The sequence below is a fragment of the Thalassotalea sp. G20_0 genome (genome assembly GCF_017744175.1).
GTDB lineage: Bacteria > Pseudomonadota > Gammaproteobacteria > Pseudomonadales > Endozoicomonadaceae > Endozoicomonas.
Map to the genome: position 1 here is coordinate 41,186 of NZ_JAGHQV010000028.1, position 20,620 is coordinate 61,805.

Annotated in this window: 8 protein-coding genes; all 8 read left to right on the plus strand. The window is 50.5% G+C overall.

All coding sequences use genetic code 11. The annotated features are described in order from the left end of the window. Positions 1-71: 71 nt before the first annotated feature. The 8 genes from J7438_RS16330 (at position 72) to J7438_RS16365 (ending at position 20,474) form a co-directional block, all read left to right on the plus strand. Positions 72-2,822: an RAP domain-containing protein gene (locus tag J7438_RS16330; protein WP_209277395.1), complete on the plus strand. Its 2,751-nt coding sequence runs from the start codon at positions 72-74 to the stop codon at positions 2,820-2,822. A gap of 237 nt (positions 2,823-3,059) precedes the next feature. Beyond that, positions 3,060-6,725 carry an RAP domain-containing protein gene (locus J7438_RS16335; RefSeq protein WP_209277396.1) on the plus strand — a complete coding sequence of 1,222 codons (3,666 nt, stop codon included), beginning with the start codon at positions 3,060-3,062 and terminating at the stop codon, positions 6,723-6,725. A 237-nt stretch (positions 6,726-6,962) separates the two neighbouring features. After that, positions 6,963-8,573 carry a DUF1601 domain-containing protein gene (locus J7438_RS16340; RefSeq protein ID WP_209277397.1) on the plus strand — a complete coding sequence of 537 codons (1,611 nt, stop codon included), beginning with the start codon at positions 6,963-6,965 and terminating at the stop codon, positions 8,571-8,573. A gap of 6 nt (positions 8,574-8,579) precedes the next feature. Further along, entirely contained in the window at positions 8,580-9,209 is a 630-nt protein-coding gene (locus J7438_RS16345) for an RAP domain-containing protein (protein WP_209277398.1), read from the plus strand. A 59-nt stretch (positions 9,210-9,268) separates the two neighbouring features. Beyond that, the gene (locus J7438_RS16350) at positions 9,269-12,331 is read left to right on the plus strand and encodes an RAP domain-containing protein (RefSeq protein ID WP_209277399.1); all 3,063 of its coding nucleotides are present in this window, start codon (positions 9,269-9,271) and stop codon (positions 12,329-12,331) included. A gap of 76 nt (positions 12,332-12,407) precedes the next feature. Further along, positions 12,408-14,054, plus strand: coding sequence for an RAP domain-containing protein (locus tag J7438_RS16355; RefSeq protein ID WP_209277400.1), 1,647 nt, complete (start codon positions 12,408-12,410; stop codon positions 14,052-14,054). A 144-nt stretch (positions 14,055-14,198) separates the two neighbouring features. Continuing rightward, positions 14,199-17,213 carry an RAP domain-containing protein gene (locus J7438_RS16360; RefSeq protein WP_209277401.1) on the plus strand — a complete coding sequence of 1,005 codons (3,015 nt, stop codon included), beginning with the start codon at positions 14,199-14,201 and terminating at the stop codon, positions 17,211-17,213. Positions 17,214-17,450: 237 nt separating this feature from the next. Further along, on the plus strand, positions 17,451-20,474 hold the full coding sequence (locus J7438_RS16365; protein ID WP_209277402.1) for an RAP domain-containing protein: 3,024 nt from the start codon (positions 17,451-17,453) through the stop codon (positions 20,472-20,474). Positions 20,475-20,620: the final 146 nt, after the last annotated feature.

The window sequence follows — 20,620 nt, forward strand, 5'->3', positions numbered from 1 at the left end:
TCAGCAAAATGAACTTCTGAAAAGAACCGCAGTCTGCTTTTTATATTTCCATGAATTAATGAAATATAATTATGGATAGAAGCTCTGCGGGTAGCAGTGGTCAATACACAAGATCAGATAATTACTACAACCGACAGGATGGCCATCCCATTTCTCCTTCAAGGTGTGTTCAATATAGACATGGCCCAGTCAGACAGAGGGATAATCCCCTCCGCACTACCCCGGGGCGCAATGATTTTTACCATTCTTCAGCTGCACGCCCTTCTAAATATCTACTGTGTCGTTCAATAAACAATGCTCGAGATTTTAATAGTCTCATCAAACAGGAGATCATGGATGGTCTGGTGAGTAAATCGGATCGTTTCGGTCATCGCTATGATGGGAGAGATCACGGTCTATATGCCAGTTCAATTAAAAAATACACGTCAGCGTCTAAAAGACCGTTAAATCGAGCGGAACAAAGCCAGCTGATGCGTTTGATGCAAAATTTTACCGCAACGCCGAGCTGGAATTGGCTAAGCCTGACCACAACACTTCATTCATTGACTTCAGCCGGTGTTTTTACTTCTCATCACCCCATGGATGAGCGTGTTAAGCGAACTCAGGCTGCCATACTGTCAACGCTGCTTGAGGCAATCATATTCAAGTGCAACCAAAAACATAACGTCATGGATATTGATGCCCAGGGTGTCGCCAACCTGCTGTGGGCCATGGCGAAACTGGTGGACAACGAGCCACAGCGGATGCCAGGGTTTAACGAAACCGTGGCCGCGCTGTTGCCCCATATGAGCGCACAGAAAGCTAACTTTACACCACAGGGTATCGCCAACCTTCTTTGGGCCATGGCGAAACTGGTGGACAACGAGCCACAGTGGATGCCAGGGTTTAACGAAACCGTGGCCGCGCTGTTGCCCCATGTGAGCGCACAGAAAGCTAACTTTACACCACAGGGTATCGCCAACCTTCTGTGGGCCATGGCGAAACTGGTGGACAACGGGCAAAAGCGAACACCAGAGTTCAACGAGGCGTTGGCTGCGCTGTTGCCCCACGTGAGCGCAGCGAAAGCTAACTTTAAACCACAGGGTATTGCCAACCTGCTGTGGGCCATGTCAAAACTGATGGACAACGGGCTGGAGCGGACACCAGGGCTCAAAGAGGCTATGGCCGCACTGTTGCCCCAGGTGAACGCAAAGAAAAAACAATTTATTCCTCAGCATATCGCCAGCCTGCTGTGGGCCATGGCAAAACTGGTGGACAAGGGGCAAGAGCAGACACCAGAGCTGAACAAGGCCGTGGCCGCGCTGTTACCCTTCGTGAACGCACAGAAAGCTAACTTTAAACCACAGGAAATCGCCAACCTGCTATGGGCCATGGCGAAACTGGTGGACAACGGGCTGGAGCGGACACCGCTGTTCAAAGAGCCCGTGGCCGCGCTATTGCCACTCGTCAACACAGCGAAAGCTAACTTTAATCCACAAGAAATCGCCAACCTGCTGTGGGCCACGGCGAAACTGGTGGACAACGGCCTGGTTCGGACATCACAACTCAACGAGGCCTTGGCCGCGCTGTTGCCTCACGTGAACGCACAGAAAGATAACTTTGAACCACAGGGTATCACCAACCTGCTGTGGGCCATGGCGAAACTGGTGGATAGCGGGCAGGAGCAGGCATCAGTGTTTAACGAGGCCGTGGCTGCGCTGTTGCCTCATGTGCACGCAGCGAAAGCTAACTTTAAACCACAGGGAATCGCCAACCTTCTGTGGGCCATGGCGAAACTGGTGGACAACGGGGAGTGGACATCAGAACTCAACGAGGTCGTGGCCGCGCTGTTGCGCCACATGAACACACAGAAAGCTAACTTTAAACCACAGGAAATCGCTAATCTTCTGTGGGCCATGGCGAAACTGGTGGACAACGGGGAGTGGGCATCAGAGCTCAACGAGGTCGTGGCCGCGCTGTTGCGTCAAGTGATCACACAGAAAGCTAACTTTAAACCACAGGAAATCGCCAATCTGCTGTGGGCCACGGCGAAACTGGGTGAGTTCGTTGAGCTGAACCTGGTGACCTTTGTGTTCGAATCGCTTGTTAACCGAATCAGTGAAAACCCTCAGCTCTCACAGAAAGACATATTGATGTCTCTCTGGGGAGTAATGGTTTGCTGTGCCAGATTGTCTCTGGACTGCAGTTACAATAACTGGCTTGAAAAGCACATGGATGACCTGTTTATCCGTTTGGAAACTACATTCCTGCACAATGAAGAGGATCAACGGACCATTGCCCAGGCCGCAAGTTGGCTTGGCAGAGTGTGTCCTGTCGTCCCCCATTACCAGACAATCAGGTCAAAACATCAATCCGACTTTCACGATCAACTCCAATCATGCTTTCCCTCTTTGAAGATTGAAGAAGAAAAATGCCTGAACTCACTGCCTCCGGTTGACCTGCTACTGCCAGATCACAACATTGTTATTGAAGTTCAGGGACCGTTTCATTACGTGTGTGGTGATTTCAACACCAGGAATGGTTCGACTCTGCTGAAAATCGCACTGTTGCAAAAACAAGGATTTGAGGTCATTGAAATTCCGGTTAACAGGCTCTTGAGTCAGGATTTAATGAAACCATACATTGATCAAATAAAGACCAGGACAGGCTTCCCGCCACAGGTGCATGGCTCTGTATCACTGAAAAGAAGGTGGGCAGATGAGGCATACGTTACTGCTGATAAAGGCAGGCAACCCTCAGATCACGGTTACTTGACTGTGGAAGAACATTCAGAGGAAAAAGTCGGCAAACCGGCAAAGAGGAAGAAAACAAACATCCAATAATCGCCTTCCTCACATCATGACTCAATAACCTTTTTCACATTCCGGGAAAGAATACGGGTGTAGAACACCTGTTGCCTATACATCTCGTCCCGGGTGATTTACAAATAATGGATTGGTGGCATCAGGAGCAGATGTGCTTCCCCAACCGTTTACGTTTACAAACATTCCAGCAAAATGAACTTTTGAACAAAACAGCAGTCTTCTTCTCATGTTTTCGTGAATTAATGAAATATAATTATGGATAGAAGCCCTGCTGGTATCAGTGGTCAATACTCAAGATCAGGTAATTATGACAACCAACCGAATGATCATGCCGCTTCTTCAAGGCTTGGGCAATATAGACATGCCACAGTCAGGCAATGGGGTCATCCCCCCCGCACAGCGCCGGGGCGTAATGAATTTTACTATTCTTCTGCCGCATGCTCTTTTCAAGATCTACAACGCCGTTCAGTAAACCACGCTCAGGATTTTAATAACCTCATCAAACAGGAAATAATGGATGGTCTGGTGAATCAATCTGATTGGATCGGTCAACGCTATGATGGGAGAAATCACGGGCGATATGCCAGTTCAATTAAAAAATACACATTAGCTGCTAAAAGACCGTTAAATCGAGCGGAACAAAGCCACCTGATATGTTTTCTGAAAAATTTTACCGTAACGCCAGGCTGGAATTGGCGAAGCCTGACGACAACACTGCATTCATTTACTTCAGCGGGTGTTTTTACCCCTCATAACCCCATGGATGAGCGTGTTAAGCATACTCAGGCTGCCTTATTGTCAACGCTACTTGATGTCATAATATTCAAGTGCAACCAAAAAGCTGAAACCAGTGATATCGGTGCCCAGGGTGTCGCTAACCTGCTGTGGTCCATGGCCAAACTGGCAGACAGCGGGCAGGAGCGAAAATCAGGGCTCAACGAGGCTGTGGCCGCACTGTTGCCCCACATGAACGCACAGCAGGACCAATTTATTTCTCAACATATTGCCAACCTGCTATGGGCCATGGCGAAACTGGTGGACAACGGGCAGGAACAGACGCCAGAACTCAATGAGGCCGTGGCCAGGTTATTGGCCGATGTGAACGCACATAAAGCTAACTTTAAACCACAGGAAATCGCCAACCTGCTCTGGGCAATGGCGAAGCTGGTAGACAACGGACAGGAGCAGGTACCAGGCTTCAAGGAAGCACTGGCCACGCTTTTACCCCATGTGAACATACAGAAAGACCAATTTATTTCGCAGCATATCGCCAACCTGCTGTGGGCCATGGCGAAATTGCTAGACAACGGACTGGAGCGGACACCAGAGTTCAACGAGGCCACCGCCGCGCTGTTGCCCCACGTGAACGAACAAAAAAACCAATTTAATGCCCAGGGTGTCACCAACCTGCTGTGGGCCATGGCGAAACTGGTGGACAATGGACAGGAGCGGACACCAGAACTGAACGAGGCCGTGGCCGCGCTGTTGACCCGGGTAAACGCACAGAAAGACCAATTTAATGCCCGGGGTGTCACCAACCTGCTGTGGGCCATAGCGAAACTGATGGACAGTGGGCAGGAGCGGACACCAGAACTGAACGATGCCCTGGCCGCGCTGGTGCACCACGTGAACGGGCAGAAAGCTCACTTCAAACCACGGGACATCGCCAACCTGCTGTGGGCCATGGCGAAACTGGTGGACAACGAGCCCCAGTGGACGCCAGGGTTTAACGAAACCGTGGCCGCGCTGTTGCCCCATGTGAGCGCACAGAAAGCTAACTTTACACCACAGGGTATCGCCAACCTGCTGTGGGCCATGGCGAAACTGGTGGACAACGGGCAAAAGCGAACACCAGAGTTCAACGAAGCGTTGACTGCGCTGTTGCCCCACGTGAGCGCACAGAAGGCAAACTTTACACCACAGGGTATCGCCAACCTGCTGTGGGCCATGTCAAAACTGTTAGACAACGAGCAGGAGCGGACACCAGGGCTCAAAGAGGCTGTGGCCACACTGTTGCCCCAGGTGAACGCAAAGAAAAACCAATTTATTCCTCAGCATATCGCCAACCTGCTGTGGGCCATGGCAAAACTGGTGGACAAGGGGCAGGAGCAGACACCAGAGTTCAACAACGCCGTGGCCGCGCTGTTGCCCTTAGTGAACGCACAGAAAGCTAACTTTAAACCACAGGAAATCTCCAGCCTGCTATGGGCCACGCCGAAACTGGTGGACAACGGACAGGAGCGGACACCGCCGCTCAAAGAGGCCACGGCCGCGCTGCTGCCACTCGTGAACACAGCGAAAGCTGACTTTAACCCACAAAAAATCGCCAACCTGCTATGGTCCATGGCGAAAATGGTGGACAACGGGCAGAAGCGGACACCGCTGCTCGAAGAGGCCGTGGCCGCGCTGTTGCCACTCGTCAACACAGCGAAAGCTAACTTTAATCCACAAGAAATCGCCAACCTGCTTTGGGCCATGGCGAAACTGGTGAGCAACGGCCTGGATCGGACACCACAACTCAACGAGGCCGTGGCCGCGCTGTTGCCACTCGTCAACACAGCGAAAGCTAACTTTAACCCACAAGAAATCGTCAACCTGCTTTGGGCCATGGCGAAACTGGTGGACAACGGGCAGGATAGGACACCAGAGCTTAAAGAGGCCGTGGCCTCGCTGTTGCCACACGTGAAAGCACAGAAAGATAACTTTACACCACAGGGTATCGCCAACCTGCTGTGGGCCATGGCGAAACTGTTGGATAGCGGGCAGGAGCGGACCTCAGAGTTTAACGAGGCCGTGGCTGCGCTGTTGCCTCACGTGAACGCAGCGAAAGCTAACTTTAAACCACAGGGAATCGCCAACCTGCTGTGGGTCGTGACGAAACTGGTGGACAACGGGCAGGAGCGAACACCAGTGTTTAACGAGACCGTGACCACGCTGTTGCGCCATGTGAGCACACAGAAAGCTGACTTTAAACCACAAGAAATCGCCAACCTTATGTGGGCCATGGCGAAACTGATGTCCAACGGGGAGTGGACATCAGAGCTCAACGGGGCCGTGGCCACGCTGTTGCGCCACGTGAACACACAGCAAGCGAACTTTAAGCCACAGGAAATCGCCAATCTGCTGTGGGCCACGGCGAAACTGGGTGAACTCGTTGAGCTGAACGTGGCTACCTCTATGTTTGCATCGCTTGTTTACCGAATCAGTGAAAACCCTCAGCTCTTACAGCAAGACCTATTGATGTCTCTCTGGGGAGTAATGGTTTGCTGTGCCAGATTGCCTCTGGACTCCAATAACTGGCTTGAAAAGCACATGGATGACCTGTTTACTCGTCTGGAAAATACATCCCTGCACAATGAAGAGAATCAACGCACCATTGCCCAGGCCGCAAGTTGGCTTGGCAGAGCATGTCCGTTCGTCCCCCATTACCAGACAGTCGTTTCAAAACGTCAATCCCACTTCCGCAATCAACTCCATTCATGCATTCCATCTTTGAGGATTGAAGAAGAAAAGAGTCTGAATTCATTACCCCCGGTTGACCTGCTGCTGCCAGATCACAACATGGTCATTGAAATTCAGGGGCCTTCTCATTACGTGGGTGGTGATTTCAACACCAGGAAGGGTTCGACTCTGCTGAAAATCGCACTGTTACAAAAAGCAGGATTTGAGGTCATTGAAATTCCGGCTAACAAGCTTTCTAATCAGGATTCAATGAAACCATACATTAATCAAATAAAGACCAGGATAGGCTGCCCGCCACAGGGGTATGGCTCTGTATCACTGAAAAGAAGATGGGCAGATGCGGCATACGTTACTGCTGGTGACAGGCGACCCTCAGATCACGGTTACTTGACTGTGGAAGAACATTCAGAGAAGAAAACCGGCAAACCGGCAAAGAGGAAGAAAACAAACATCCAATAATCGCCTTCCTCACATCATGACTCAATAACCTATTTCACATTCCGGGAAAGAATGCGGGTGTAGAGCACCTGTTGCCTATACATCTCGTCCCGGGTGATTTGCAAATAATGGATTGGTGGCATCAGGAGTAGATGTGCTTCCCCAACCGTTTGCGTTTACAAACATTCCAGCAAAATGAACTTCTGGGCAGAACCGCAGTCTGCTTTTTATATTTCCATGAATTAATGAAATATAATTATGGACAGAAGCTCTGCGGGTATCAGTGGTCAATACACAATACCAGGTAATGGTAACAACCAACCGAAGGAACATGCCGCCTCTTCAAGGCGTGGGCGATATAGACATGCCCCAGTCAGACAATGGTGTCATCCCCCCCGCACAGCCCCGGGGCGTAATGAATTGTACTATTCTTCTGCCGCCTGCTCTTTTCAACATCTACAGCGCCGTTCAGTAAACCGCACTTCGGATTTTAATAACCTCATCAAACAGAAAATAATGGATAGTCTGGTGAATCGATCTAATCGGATCGGTCATCGCTATGATGGGAAGTATCATGGTCAATATGCCAGCTCAATTAAAAAATACACGTCAGCTGCTAAAAGACCGTTAAATCGAACTGAACAAAGCCAGCTGATATGTTTCCTGCAAAATTTTACCGCAACGCCAGGCTGGAATTGGCGAAGCCTGACGACAACATTTCACTCATTTACTTCAGCCGGTGTTTTTACCCCTCATAACCCCATGGATGAGCGTGTCAAGCGTACTCAGGCTGCCTTATTGTCAACGCTACTTGATGCAATAAGATTCAAGTGCAACCAAAAACCTCAAGCCATGAATATTGATCCCCGGGGTGTCGTCAACCTGCTGTGGGCCATGGCGAAACTGGTCAACGGTCAGAAGTGGGCACCGGGGCTCAAAGAGGCCGTGGCCGCGCTGTTGCCCCATGTGAACCCACAGAAAGACCGATGTGCGCCTCAGCATATCGCCAACCTGGTATGGGCCATGGCGAAACTTGTGGACAATGGGCTGGAGCAGATAGTGGGGCTCAAAGAAGCTGTGACTTCGCTGTTGCCTCACTTGAACACACAGAAAAACCAATTTATTCCTCAGCATATCGCCAACCTGCTGTGGGCCATGGCGAAACTGGTGGACAACGGCCAGGAACGGACACCCGGGTTCAACGAGGCCGTGGTCGCGCTGTTGCCCCGTGTAAAAGCACATAAAGACCGATTTAATGCACAGGCCAGTGCCAACCTGCTGTGGGCCATGGCCAAACTGGTGGACAACGGCCAGCAGTGGACACCGGGGCTCAAAGAGGCAGTGACCGCGCTGTTGCCCCGCGTGAACGCACAGAAAGCCAGCTTTAAACCACAGGAAGTCAGCAACCTGCTGTGGGCCATGGCGAAACTGGTGGACAACGGCCAGAAGCTGACAGCCGAACTCAAAGCGGCTGTGGCCGCGCTGTTACCTTACGTGAACGCACACAAAGCTAACTTTCAGCCACAGGAAATCACCAACCTGTTGTGGGTCATCGCGAAACTGTCGGACAACAACCAAGAGCGAACAACCGAGCTCAACGAGGCCGTGGCCGCGCTGTTGCCCCACGTAAACGCACAGCAAGCTAACTTTCAACCACAGGAAATCGCCAACCTGCTGTGGGCCGTGGCAAAACTGGGAGAGCTCGTTGAGCTGAACGTGGTTACTTCTACCTTCGAATCGCTTGTCTACCGAATCAGTGAAAACCCTCAGTTCTCTCAACAAGCAATATTGATGTCTCTATGGGGAGTAATGGTATGCTGTGCCAGGTTGTCTCTGGCCTCCAATTCCAACAAAAATAACTGTCTTTAAAAACACATGGATGACCTGTTTTCTCGCCTGGAAAATACCTCCCCAGACAATGCAGAGGAACAATCCATCCTTGCCATGGCCACAAGTTGGCTTGGCAGAGCGTATCCGGTGGTCCCCCATTACCAGACAATCATTTCAAAGCCTCAAACCATCGTCCGCAACCAACTGCAATCATGTATTCCCTCTTTGCGAATTGAAGAAGAAAAAAGTCTGAACTCACTGCCTCCGGTTGACCTGCTACTGCCAGATCACAATATAGTGATTGAAGTTCAGGGCCCCTCTCATTACGTGAGTGGTGATTTCACAACCAGGAATGGTTCGACTCTGCTGAAAATCGCACTGTTGCAAAAAGCAGGATTTGAGGTCATTGAAATTCCGGTTAACAGGCTCTTGAGTCAGGATTTAATGAAACCATACATTGATCAAATAAAGACCAGGACAGGCTTCCCGCCACCGGAGCATGGCTCTGTATCACTTAAAAGAAGGTGGCCAGATGAGGCATACGTTACTGCTGATAAAGGTCGGCAACCCACAGATCACGGTTACTTGACCGCCGAAGAACATTCAGGGGAGCAAACCGGTAAACCCGCCAAGAGGAAGAAAACAAACAGCCAGTTAGACATTTCAGCAAAATGAACTTTTGAACAAAACAGCAGTCTGCTTTTCATATTTTCATGAATCAATGAAATATAATTATGGATAGAAGCTCTGCTGGTATCAGTGGTCAATACGCAAGGTCAGGCAATGATTACAACCGACCGGATGACCAGGCCGCTTCTTCACGGCGTGGACGATATAGATATGCCACAGTCAGACAATGGAATAACCCCTCCCGCACTGCCCCGGTGCGTCATGAATTTTACCATTCTTCTGTCACACGCTCTTCTCAACATCTACAGTACCGTTCAGTAAACCCTGCTCAAGATTTTAATGCTCTCACCAGGCAGGAAACAATGGATGGCCTGGTGAGAAAATCTTATCGTTTCGGTGATCGCTATGATGGGAGAGATCACGGCCTATATGCCAGTTCAATTAAAAAATACACGTCAGCGTCTAAAAGACCTTTAAATCGAGCGGAACAAAGCCAGCTGATGCATTTGCTGCAAAATTTCACAGCAACGCGGAGCTGGAATTGGCGAAGCCTGACGACAACACTTCACTCATTGACTTCAGCGGGTGTTTTTACCCCTCCCAGACCCTTGGATGAGCGTGTCAAGCATACTCAGGCTGCCTTATTGGCAACACTACTTGATGCAATCATATTCAAGTGCAACCAAAAACCTGAAGCCAGCTATATTGGTGCCCAGGAAATTGCCAATCTGCTGTGGGCTATGGCGAAACTGGCAGACAGCGGCCAGGAGCGAACACCAGGGTTCAACGAGGCGGTGGCCGCACTGTTGCCCCACGTGAACGCAAAGAAAAACCAATTGATTCCTCAGCATATCGCCAACCTGCTGTGGGCCATGGCGAAACTGGTGAACAACGGGCAGGAGCGGACACCGGGGCTCAATGAGGCCGTGGCCTGCCTGTTGTCCAAAGTGAACGCACAGAAAGCCAACTTTAAACCACAGGAAATCGGCAACCTGCTGTGGGCCATGGCGAAACTGGTGGACAACGGGCAGGAGCAGACACCTGAGTTCAACGAGGCCATGGCATCGTTGCTGCCCCTCGTGAACGCAAAGAAAGACCAATTGATACCACAGAATATCGTCAACCTGCTGTGGGCCATGGCGAAACTGGTGGACTACGGGCATCAACGGACATCAGTTTTCAAGGGGGCCATGAACGCGCTGTTGCCCCTCGTGAACGCGCAGAAATACCAATTTATTCCTCAGCATATCGCCAACCTGCTGTGGGCCATGGCGAAACTGGTGAACAACGGGCAGGAGCAGACATCAGTTTTCAAGGGGGCCATAACCGTGCTGTTGACACTCGTGAGCGCACATAAAGACCAATTTAATGCCCAGGCAATTACCAATCTCCTGTGGGCCATGGCGAAACTGGTGGACTGCGGGCAGGAGCAGACACCAGAGTTCAATGAGGCCGTGACGGCGCTGTTGCCTCACGTGAAGACACAGAAAAACCAATGTAATGCCCAGGGTATTGCCAACCTGCTGTGGGCCATGGCGAAACTGGTGGACAACCGGCAAAAGCGGACACCCGAGATCAACGAAGCCGTGGCCGCTCTGTTACCCAACGTGACCGCACAGGAGGCTCACTTAAAACCACAGGAAATCTCTAACCTGCTATGGGCCATGGCAAAACTGGTGGACTACGGGCAGGAACGGACGCCAGAGTTCAATAAGGCCGTGGCCGCGCTGTTGCCCGTCGCGAACACACAGAAAGCACACTTTCAACCACAGGAAATCGCTAATCTGCTGTGGGCCATGGCAAAACTGGTGGACAACAGGCAGAAACGGACGCCAGAGTTCAATGAGACCGTGGCCGCGCTCTTGCCCCGCGTGAACACACAGAAAGCTCACTTCAAACCACAGGAAATCAACAGCATGCTGTGGGCCATGGCGAAACTGGTGGACAACGGGTACAAGCGAACACCAGAGTTCCGCGAGGCCTTAGCCACGCTGTTGCACCGGGTGAAAGCACAGAAAGACCAATTTCATGCCCAGGAGATCGCCAGCCTGCTTTGGGCCTTGGCGAAACTGGTGGACAGCGGGCAGGAGCAGATACCAGGGCTCAACGAAGCCATGGCTGAGCTGTTGCCCCGGGTGAAGGCACAGAAAGACCAATTTAAAGCCCGGGGAATCACCAACCTGCTGTGGGCCATGGCAAAACTGGTGGACAACGGGCAGGAGCAGACACCAGGGCTCATTAACGAGGCCGTGGCCGTGCTGTTGCCTCACGTGAACGCACAGAAAGGCCCTTTTATTCCGCAGCAAATCGCCAACTTGCTGTGGGCCATGGCGAAACTGATGAACAACGGACTGGTGCAAACACCAGAGCTCAACGGGGCTGTGGCCACGCTTTTGGCCCAGGTGAACGCACAGAAAGCCAACTTTAAGCCACAGGCTACCGCCAACCTGCTGTGGGCCATGGCGAAACTGGGTGAGTTCGTTGAGCTGAACGTGGTGACCGCTACGTTTGAATCGTTGGTCTGCCGAATCAGTGGCAACCCTCAGTTCTCTCAGCAAGAGCTATCGATGTCTCTCTGGGGAGTGATGGTATGCTGTGCCAGGTTGTCTCTGGAATCCCATGCCAATAAAAATAATGTACTTGAAAAGCACATAGATAAACTGTTCACCCGCCTGAAAAATACATATCCCGATAATATAGAGGATCAATCCGTTATTGCCATGGCCGCCTTTTGGCTTGGCAGAACGTGTCCGGTCGCCCCCCATTACCGGTCAACTATTTCAAAACCTCACGCCGACTTCCGCAATCAACTCAAATCATGCATTCCATTTTTACAGATTGAAGAAGAAAAGAGTCTGAACTCACTGCCTCCGGTTGACCTGCTACTGCCAGATCACAACATGGTGATTGAAGTTCAGGGTCCCTCTCATTACGTGAGTGGTGATTTCAACACCAGGGATGGTTCGACTCTGCTTAAAATTGCCCTGCTACGAAAAGCAGGATTTGAGGTCATTGAAATCCCGATTAACCTGCTCAGGAGCCAGGATTCAATGAAACTCTTTATTGATCAAATAAAGTCCAGGGTAGACCTCCCACCACAGGGTCACAGCTCTATATCAGTTAAAAGTGGCTGGGCAGATGAGAAATACGACACTGTTTCTATATAAACATCTCAGTAAAATGAACTTCTGAATCGCACAGCAGTCTTCTTTTTATATTTTCATGAATTTATGAAATATAATTATGAATAAAAACTCTGCCGGGATCAGTGGTCAATGTGCAAGATCAGATAATGGTTACAACCAACCGGGTAACCAGGCCGCTCGTTCAAGGCGTGGGCGATATAGACATGCCACCGTCAGACAATGGGATAATCCCCCCCACACGGCTGCCCCGGGGCGTGATGAATTTTACCATTCTTCCGGCACACACTCTTCTCAATATCTACTGCCTCGTTCAGTGAACCCCGCTCAAGATTTTAATGCCTTCATCAAACAGGAAGTAATGGATGACCTGGTAAGTAAATCGGATCATTTCGGTCATCGCTATGATGGGAGAAATCACAGTCAATATGCCAGTTCAATTAAAAAATACACGACGGCTGCTAAAAGACCGTTAAATCGAGTGGAACAACGCCAGCTGATGCGTTTTCTGCAAAATTTCACAGTAACACGGAGCTGGAATTGGCGAAGCCTGACGACAACACTTCATTCATTGACTTCAGCGGGTGCTTTTACCCCCCATAACCCCATGGATCAGCGTGTTAAGCGTACACAAGCTGCCTTATTGTCAACGCTACTGGATGCAATAATATTCAAGTGCAACCGCAAAGCTGAAGCATGGGATATTGATGCCCGGGGAGTCGCCAGCCTGCTGTGGGCCATCGCGAAACTTGTGGACATCGGCCAGAAGCGCACACCAGAGTTCCAGGAGGCCGTGGCTGCTCTGCTGCCTCACATGAATGCACAGAAAGACCAATTTATACCTCAGCATATCGCCAACCTGCTCTGGGCCATGGCAAAACTGGCGGAGAACGGCCAGGAGCAGACACCAGAACTCAAAGAGGCCGTAGCCGCGCTGTTACCCCACGTGAACGCGATGAAAGACCAATTTACTTCTCAGCATATCGCCAACCTGCTGTGGGCCATGGCGAAACTGGGTGAGCTCGCTGAGCTGAACATGGTGACATCGACGTTCAAATCGCTAGTCTACCGAATCAGTGGCAACCCTCAGGTCTCTATGCAAGCGATATCGATGTCTCTCTGGGGAGTAATGGTATGCTGTGCCAGGCTGACTTTGGTCTCCAATAAAAATAATAAGCTTGAAAAGCATATCGACGCCCTGTTTACCCGGCTGAAAACGACCTTCCCGGACAATGAAGAAGAACAATCCATCATTGCCATGGCCGCAAGCTGGCTTGGTAGACCGTGCCCGTTCATCCCCCGTTACCAGACCATTATTTCAAAACCTCAAACCTTCTTTCGCGAGCAACTCCAATTATGCATGCCATCTTTGCAGATTGAAGAAGAAAAGAGTCTGAACTTTTTACCTCCGGTTGACCTGCTACTGCCAGATCGCAATATTATTATTGAAGTTCAGGGCCCCTCTCATTACGTGCGTGGTGATTTCAACACCAGGAATGGTTCGACTCTGCTGAAAATCGCACTGCTGCAAAAAGCAGGATTTGAGGTCATTGAAATCCCGATTAACCAGCTCAGGCGCGAGGATTCAACGAAACGACGTATTGATCAAATAAAGACCAGGGTGGACATCCCACCAAAGGGCCATGCCTCTGTATCACTTAAAGTAACTGCTCAAAATTTGGTGGTAAAAATGCATTTTCTGGAAAAATTTTATCGATTTTACTGGGCTGCAGAGGTGTCTGTGTAAAATTTCCCACCAAATTTTGAGCAGTTACCACTTAAAAGCAGGCAGATGAGAAGTAGGGCACTGCATAAACATCTCAGCAAAATGAACTTCTGAACCACACAGCAGTCTTCTTTTCATATTTTCATGAATTAATGAAATATAATTATGGATAGAAGCTCTGCTGGTGTCAGTGGTCAATACGCAAGATCAGATAATGCTTACCACCAACCGAATGACCATGCGGCATCTTCAAGGCGTGGCCGATACAGGCATGCCACAGTCAGACAATGGAATACTCCCCCCTGCACAGCCCCGGGGCGTAATGAATTGTACTATTCTTCTGCCGCATGCTCTTTTCAACATCTACAACGCCGTTCAGTAAACCACGCTCAGGATTTTAATAACCTCATCAAACAGGAAATAATGGATGATCTGGTGAATCAATCTGATCGGATCGGTCAACGCTATGATGGGAGACATCACGGGCGATATGCCAGTTCAATTAAAAAATACACATCAGCTGCTAAAAGACCGTTAAATCGAGCTGAACAAAGCCAGCTGATACGTTTGCTGCAAAATTTTAAAGCAACACGAAGCTGGAATTGGCTAAGTCTGGCGACCACACTGCATTCATTTACTTCAGCGGGTGTTTTTACCCCTCATAACCCCATGGATGGGCGTGTCAAGCGTACTCAGGCTGCCTTATTGTCAACGCTACTTGATACAATAATATTCAAGTGCAACCAAGCATCTCACGCCAGGGATATTGCTGCCCAGGGTGTTGCCAACCTGCTGTGGGCCTTGGCGAAACTGGTGGACAACGGGCAGGAGCAGACACCAGAGTTCAACGGGGCCGTGGCCGCGCTATTGCCCCACGTGAACCCACAGAAAAAACAATTTATTCCTCAGCATATCGTCAACCTGCTGTGGGCCATGGCGAAACTGGCGGACTACGGACAGGAGCGGACACCAGAATTCAACGGAGCCGTGGCCGCGCTATTGCCCCACGTAAATGTGCAGAAAGCTAACTTTACCGCCCAGGGAATCGCCAACCTGCTGTGGGCCATGGCGAAGCTGGTAGACAACGGACAGGAGCAGGCGCGAGGCTTCAAGGAAGCCCTGGCCACGCTTTTACCCCATGTGAACATACAGAAAGGCCAATTTATTCCGCAGCATATCACCAACCTGCTGTGGGCCATGGCGAAACTGGTGGACAACGGGCAAGAGCAGACACCAGTGCTCAAAGAGGCTGTGGCGGCGCTGTTGCCCCACGTGAACGCACAAAAAAACCAATTTAATGCCCAGGGTGTCACCAACCTGCTGTGGGCCATGGCGAAACTGGTGGACAATGGGCAGGAGCGGACACCAGAACTGAACAAGGCCGTGGCCGCGCTGTTAACCCGCGTAAACGCACAGAAAGACCAATTTAATGCCCAGGGTATCACCAACCTGCTGTGGGCCATGGCGAAACTGGTGGACAACGGGCAGGAGCGGACACCGCCGCTCAAAGAGGCCACGGCCGCGCTGCTGCCACTCGTGAACACAGCAAAAGCTAACTTTAACCCACAAGAAATCGCCAACCTGCTATGGGCCATGGCGAAACTGGTGGACAACGGGCTGGAGCGGACACCGCTGCTCAAAGAGTCCGTGACCGCGCTGTTGCCACTCGTCAACAAAGCGAAAGCTAACTTTAATCCACAAGAAATTGCCAACCTGCTATGGGCCACGGCGAAACTGGTGGGCAACGGCCTGGATCGGACACCACAACTCAACGAGGCCGTGGCCGTGCTGTTGCCTCACGTGAATGCAGCGAAAGCTAACTTTAACCGACAAGAAATCGCCAACCTGCTATGGGCCATGGCGAAACTGGTGGACAACGGTGAGGATAGGACACCAGAGCTTAAAGAGGCTGTGCACTCGCTGTTACCACACGTGAACGCACAGAAAGATAACTTTAAACCACAGGGTATCGCCAACCTGCTGTGGGCCATGGCGAAACTGGTGGATAGCGGGCAGGAGCGGACATCAGAGTTTAACGAGGCCGTCGCTGCGCTGTTGCCTTACGTGAACGCAGCGAAAGCTAACTTTAAACCACAGGGAATCGTCAACCTGCTGTGGGCCATGGCCAAACTGGTGGACAACGGGCAGGAGCGAACACCAGAGTTTAACGAGGCCGTGACCGCGCTGTTGCCTCACGTGAACACAGAGAAAGCTGACTTTAAACCACAGGGAATCGCCAACCTGCTGTGGGCCATGGCGAAACTGGTGGACAACGGGCAGGAGCGAACACCAGACTTTAACGGGGCCGTGACCGCGCTGTTGCGCCAAGTGAACACACAGAAAGCTGACTTTAAGCCAAAGGAAATCGCCAATCTGCTGTGGGCCACGGCGAAACTGGGTGAGTTCGTTGAGCTGAACCAGGTGACCTCTATGTTCGAATCGCTTGTTTACCGAATCAGTGAAAACCCTCAGCTCTCACAGCAAGACCTGTTGATGTCTCTCTGGGGAGTCATGGTTTGCTGTGCCAGATTGTCTCTGGACTCCAATAACAATAACTGGCTTGAAAAGCACATGGATGACTTGTTCACTCGTCTGGAAAATACATCGCCAGACAATGAAGAGGAACAATCCATCATTACCATGGCTGCAAGCTGGCTTGGCAGAACCTGTCCGATCGTTCGCCATTACCACACAAACATTTCAAAAACCCAGGCCGACTTCCACGATCAACTCCAATCATCTATTCCATCTTTGAAGATCGAAGAAGAAAAAAGGCTGAACTTATTACCTCCGGTTGACCTGCTGCTGACAGATCACAACATTGTTATTGAAGTTCAGGGCCCTTCTCATTACGTGGGTGGTGATTTCAAAACCAGGAAGGGTTCGACTCTGCTGAAAATCGCACTGTTGCAAAAAGCAGGATTTGAGGTCATTGAAATTCCGGTTAACAGGCTCTTGAGTCAGGATTTAATGAAACCATACATTGATCAAATAAAGACCAGGATAGGCATCCCGCTACAGGGGCATGGCTCTGTATCACTTAAAAGAAGTTGGGCAGATGCGGCATACGTTACTGCTGATGACAGGCAACCCTCAGATAACGGTTACTTGACCGCCGAAGAACATTCAGAGGAGCAAACCGGTAAACCGGCAAAGAGGAAGAAAACAAACATCCGGTAATCGCCTTTCTCCCATCATGACTCAATAAATTTTTTCACATTCCGGGAGAGAATGCGGGTGTGGAACACTTGTTGCTTATACATCTCGTCCCGGGTGATTTGAAAATAATGGATTGGTGGCATCAGGAGTAGATGTGCTTCCCCAACCGTTTACGTTTACAAACATTCCAGCAAAATGAACTTCTGAAAAGAACCGCAGTCTGCTTTTTATATTTCCATGAATTAATGAAATATAATTATGGATAGAAGCTCTGCTGGTATCAGCGGTCAATACACAAGATCAGATAATGATTACAACCGACCGAATGGTCATGCTACTTCTTCAAGGCGTGTGCAATATAGACATGGCCCAGTCAGACAGCAGGATAATCCCCTCCGCACTACCCCGGAGCGCAATGAATTTTACCATTCTTCTGCTGCACGCTCTTCTCAATATTTACTGTGCCGTTCAATAAGCAATGCTCGAGATTTCAATGCTCTTATCAAACAGGAGATAATGGATGGTCTGGTGAATAAATCGGATCGTTTCGGTCATCGCTATGATGGGAGAGATCACGGCCTATATGCCAGTTCAATTAAAAAATACACGTCAGCGTCTAAAAGACCGTTAAATCGAGCGGAACAAAGCCAACTGATGCGTTTGCTGCCAAATTTCACTGCAACACGGAGCTGGAATTGGCGAAGCCTGACGACAACACTGCACTCATTCACTTCAGCGGGTGTTTTTACCCTTCATAAACCCCTGGATGAGCGAGTTAAACTTACTCAGGCTAACTTATTGTCAACGCTATTTGATGCAATAATATTTAACTGCAATCAAAAACCTGAAGCCAGGGATATTGATGCTCTGGGAATCGCCAACCTGCTGTGGGCCATGGCGAAAATGATGGGCAACGGGCTGGAGCAGACACCAGAATTCAACGAGACCGTGGCCACGCTGTTGCCACACGTGAACGCACAGAAAGCTAACTTTACACCACAGGCAATCACCAATCTGCTGTGGGCCATGGCGAAACTGGTGGACAAAGGGCAGGAGCGCACAGCAGAGCTCAAAGAGGCTGTCGTCGTGTTGTTGCCCTACGTAAACGTACAGAAAGGCCAATTTATTCCTCAAGCTATTGCCAACCTGCTGTGGGCCATGGCGAAAATGGTAGACAACGGGCAGGAGCACACACCAGGGCTCAAAGAGGCCGTGGCTGCGCTGTTGCCCCACGTGAGCGCACAGAAAGACCAACTTAATGCCCAGGACATCGCCAACCTGCTATGGGCCATGGCGAAACTGGTGGACATCGGGCAGGAGCGGACACCAGAGCTCAACGAGGCCGTGGCTGGGGTATTGCTCCGCGTGAACGACCAGAAAGAGCGATTTATTCCTCAGCATATCGCCAACCTGCTGTGGGCCATGGCGAAACTGGTGGACAACTGGCAGGAGTGGTTACCAGAGCTCAACGAGGCCGTGGCGGCGTTGTTGCCCTACGTTAATGCACAAAAAGACCAATTTATTCCTCAGCATATCGCCAACCTGCTGTGGGCCATGGTGAAACTGGTGGACAACGGCCAGGAGCGGACACCAGAACTCAACGAGACCGTAGCCGCGCTGTTACCCCGCGTGAATGCACAGAAAGACCAATTTAATGCCCAAGGCATCGCCAACCTCTTATGGGCCATGGCAAAACTGGTGGACATCGGGCAGGAGCGGACACCAGAGCTCAACGAAACCGTGGCCGCGCTGTTGCCCCGCGTGAACGCACAGAAAGATCAATTTATTTCTCAGCATATCGCCAACCTGCTGTGGGCCATGACGAAACTGGTGGACAACGGGCAGGAGCGGACACCAGAACTCAACGAGACAGTGACTGCGCTGTTGCCCCACGTGAACGCACAGAAAGACCAATTTAATGCTCAGGGTACCGCCAACCTGCTATGGGCCATGGCGAAACTGGTGGACATCGCGCGGGAGCTGGCACCAGAGCTCAACGAGACCGTGGCCGCGCTGTTGCCCCACGTGAACGCACAGAAAGCCAACTTTAAATCACAGAGTATCGCAAACCTGCTTTGGGCCATGGCGAAAATGGTGGGCAACGGGCTGGAGCAGACACCAGAACTCAACGAGACTCTGGCCGCGCTGTTGCCCCACGTGAACGCACAGAAAGATCAATTTATTCCTCAGCATATCGCCAACCTGCTGTGGGCCATGGCGAAACTGGTGGACAGCGGGCTGGAGCAGACACCAGAACTCAGCGAGACCGTGGCCGCGCTTTTGCCTCACGTGAACGCACAGAAAGACCAGTTTATTCCTCAGCATATTGCCAACCTGCTGTGGGCCATGGCGAAACTGTTGGACCACGGGCTGAAGCCGACACCCGAGCTCAACGAGGCCCTGGCCACGATGTTGCCCCACGTGAACGCACAGAAAGACCAATTTATTCCTCAGCATATCGCCAACCTGCTGTGGGCCATGGCGAAACTGGGCGAACTCATTGAGCTGGACGTGGTAACCTCCACGTTCAAATCGCTTATCTACCGAATCAGTGGCAACCCTCAGTTCTCTCAGCAAGTAATATTGATGTCCCTTTGGGGAGTAATGGTCTGCTGTGCCAGGTTGTTTCTGGTGACCAATGCCAATAAAAATCACGTGCTTGAAAAGCCCATGGATGACCTGTTTAGCCGACTGGAAATTACATTCCTGCACAATGAAGAGGATCAACGCACCATTGCCCAGGCCGCAAGCTGGCTTGGCAGAGCGTGTCCGGTCGTCCCCCATTACCAGACAATCGTTTCAAAACGTCAATCCGACTTCCGCAATCAACTCCAATCATGCATTCCATCTTTGAGGATTGAAGAAGAAAAGAGTCTGAATTCATTACCTCCGGTTGACCTGCTACTGCCAGATCACAACATGGTGATTGAAATTCAGGGACCCTCTCATTACGTGGGTGGTGATTTCAAAACCAGGAATGGTTCGACTCTGCTGAAAATCGCACTGTTACAAAAAGCAGGATTTGAGGTCATTGAAATTCCGGTTAACAGGCTTTGGAATCAGGATTTAATGAAACCATACATTGATCAAATAAAGACCAGGATAGGCTTCCCGCCACAGGGGCATGGCTCTGTATCACTTAAAAGAAGTTGGGCAGATGCGGCATACGTTACTGCTGATAAAGGCAGGCAACCCTCAGATTATGGTTACTTAACTGCCGAAGAACATTCAGAGGAGCAAACCGGTAAACCGGCAAAGAGGAAGAAAACAAACAGCCAGTAATCGCCTTCCTCCCATCATGACTCAATAACCTTTTTCACATTCCGGGAAGGAATGCCAGCGTTGAACACCTGTTGCCCCGGATGATTTGCAAATAACGGACTAATGGCATCAGGAGTAGATGTGTTTCCCCAACCGTTTACGTTTGT